The sequence below is a fragment of the Streptomyces sp. MS191 genome, assembly GCF_008042125.1.
GTDB lineage: Bacteria > Actinomycetota > Actinomycetes > Streptomycetales > Streptomycetaceae > Streptomyces.
On the sequence record NZ_RDBI01000040.1, the window covers coordinates 850,899 to 853,039 of the forward strand.

Annotated in this window: 1 protein-coding gene and 1 pseudogene; both read left to right on the forward strand. The window is 74.9% G+C overall.

Features of this window, described 5'->3' with window-relative positions; all coding sequences use genetic code 11:
* Window positions 1–20: 20 nt before the first annotated feature.
* Window positions 21–161: pseudogene (locus EAO71_RS38705) on the forward strand (SDR family oxidoreductase); the annotation flags it as partial.
* A gap of 200 nt (window positions 162–361) precedes the next feature.
* Complete coding sequence (locus tag EAO71_RS10855) at window positions 362–2,116, forward strand: glycoside hydrolase family 35 protein (RefSeq protein WP_147977525.1); 1,755 nt, start codon at window positions 362–364, stop codon at window positions 2,114–2,116.
* The last annotated feature ends 25 nt before the right edge of the window (window positions 2,117–2,141 follow it).

The following is a 2,141-nucleotide window of genomic DNA, read 5'->3' on the forward strand; positions in this document are numbered from 1 at the left end:
CTCCCCAAGGAGCCGCGCCCGTGACACCTCCCGCAAAGACCCCCGACTACGTCCCCGGACACGGCCTGCTCGCCGGCCGCACCGCTGTCGTGACCGCCGCCGCCGGGGCGGGCATCGGCGGCGCCACCGCCCGCCGCCTCCTGGAGGAGGGTGCGCGGGCCGACGGTGGGCAGGGTGCCGTGCTGGAGTCCGACGCCGAGGCAGACCAGGCCGAGGCGGTGGTGGACGGGGCTGGGCGTGAAGTAGCGCATCCAGGTGTGGTACATCGTCGGCACGCGCCCTTCCGGTCGTCTCCTTACGTCCAAACAGCGACGATCTTTGTCCATGGACCGGCCCGCCGCCAGAGGGCGAGGGTGAGCGCATGAGCACGTTCGCTGTGGGTGACGAGGATTTCCTCCTGGACGGGCGGCCGGTGCGGCTGCTGTCGGGGGCGCTGCACTACTTCCGGGTGCACGAGGAGCAGTGGGGGCACCGTCTGGGGATGCTGCGGGCGATGGGGCTCAACTGTGTGGAGACCTACGTCCCGTGGAACCTGTACGAGCCGGAGCCGGGGCGGTACGGGGACGTGGCGGCGCTGGGCCGGTTCCTGGACGCGGTGGGGCGGGCCGGGATGTGGGCGATCGTGCGGCCGGGTCCGTACATCTGCGCCGAGTGGGAGAACGGGGGGCTGCCGCACTGGCTGACGGGTCCGCTGGGGCGGCGGGTGCGGACGGACGACGACGCGTTCCTGGCTCCGGTGGACCGCTGGTTCCGTGTGCTGCTGCCGCAGGTCGTGGCGCGGCAGATCGACCGGGGCGGGCCGGTGGTCATGGTGCAGCTGGAGAACGAGTACGGCAGCTACGGCTCGGACCTGGGTTATCTGCGGCGGGTCGAGGAGCTGTTGCGGGATTGCGGGGTGGGGGTGCCGCTGTTCACCTCGGACGGGCCGGAGGACCACATGCTGACGGGCGGGTCGGTGCCGGGGGTGCTCGCGACGGCGAACTTCGGGTCGGGGGCGCGGGAGGCGTTCGAGGTGCTGCGGCGGCACCGGCCGGCGGGGCCTCTGATGTGCATGGAGTTCTGGTGCGGCTGGTTCGACCACTGGGGCACGGAGCACGCGGTGCGGGACGCGGCGGACGCGGCGGGGACGCTGCGGGAGATCCTGGAGTGCGGGGCGTCGGTGAACCTGTACATGGCGCACGGCGGGACGAACTTCGCCGGCTGGGCGGGGGCGAACCGGGCCGGTGAGCTGCACGAGGGCGAGCTGCGGCCGACGGTGACCTCGTACGACTACGACGCGCCGGTGGACGAGGCGGGGCTGCCGACGGAGAAGTTCTGGCGTTTCCGCGAGGTGCTGGGCGCGTTCGCGGAGGGGCCGCTGCCGGAGGTGCCGGAGCCGCCGCGGCGGATCGCCGGGCCGGCGGCCGCGGAGCCGGTGGCGTGGGCGCCGCTCGGGGAGGTCCTGGAGGTCCTGGGGGACGCGGAGGCGATGGCGCCGGTGCCGCCGACGTTCGAGGAGCTGGGGGTGGACCGCGGGCTGGTGCGCTACCGGCTGGAGATCCCCGGGCCGCGGCGGCCGTATCCGCTGTCGGTGTCGGGGCTGCGCGACCGCGCGGTGGTGTATGTGGACGGGGTGCGGGCGGGGGTGCTGGCGTCGGAGGACGCGGTGCTGCCGGAGCCGGTGGCGGGGCCCGCGGTGGTGGAGCTGTGGGTGGAGTCCCTGGGCCGGGTCAACTACGGCCCTCGGCAGGCGGAGGCGAAGGGGATCACGGGCGGGGTCCGGCACGAGCGGCAGTACGTGCACGGGGTACGGGCCCGGGGTCTGCGGCTGGCCGCCTTCGGGACGGAGGCGGTGCGGAGGCTGCCGCTGCGGCCGACGGGTGGGGCGGAGCCGGCGGGGCCGGGGCTGTACCGCGCGGTGGTGACGGTCTCGGGGGAGCCCGGGGACGCGGCCCTGTCGCTGCCGGGGTGGACCCGCGGCTTCGTCTGGGTCAACGGCTTCTGTCTGGGCCGGTACTGGGCGGCGGGGCCGCAGGAGTCCCTGTTCGTGCCGGGTCCGGTGCTGCGCGAGGGCGGCAACGAGGTGTGGGTCCTGGAGCTGGAGGGCGGGGCGGGCGCCGGGGTCGAGCTGGCGTAGGACGAGGCCCGGGGCGGTCCGTGGA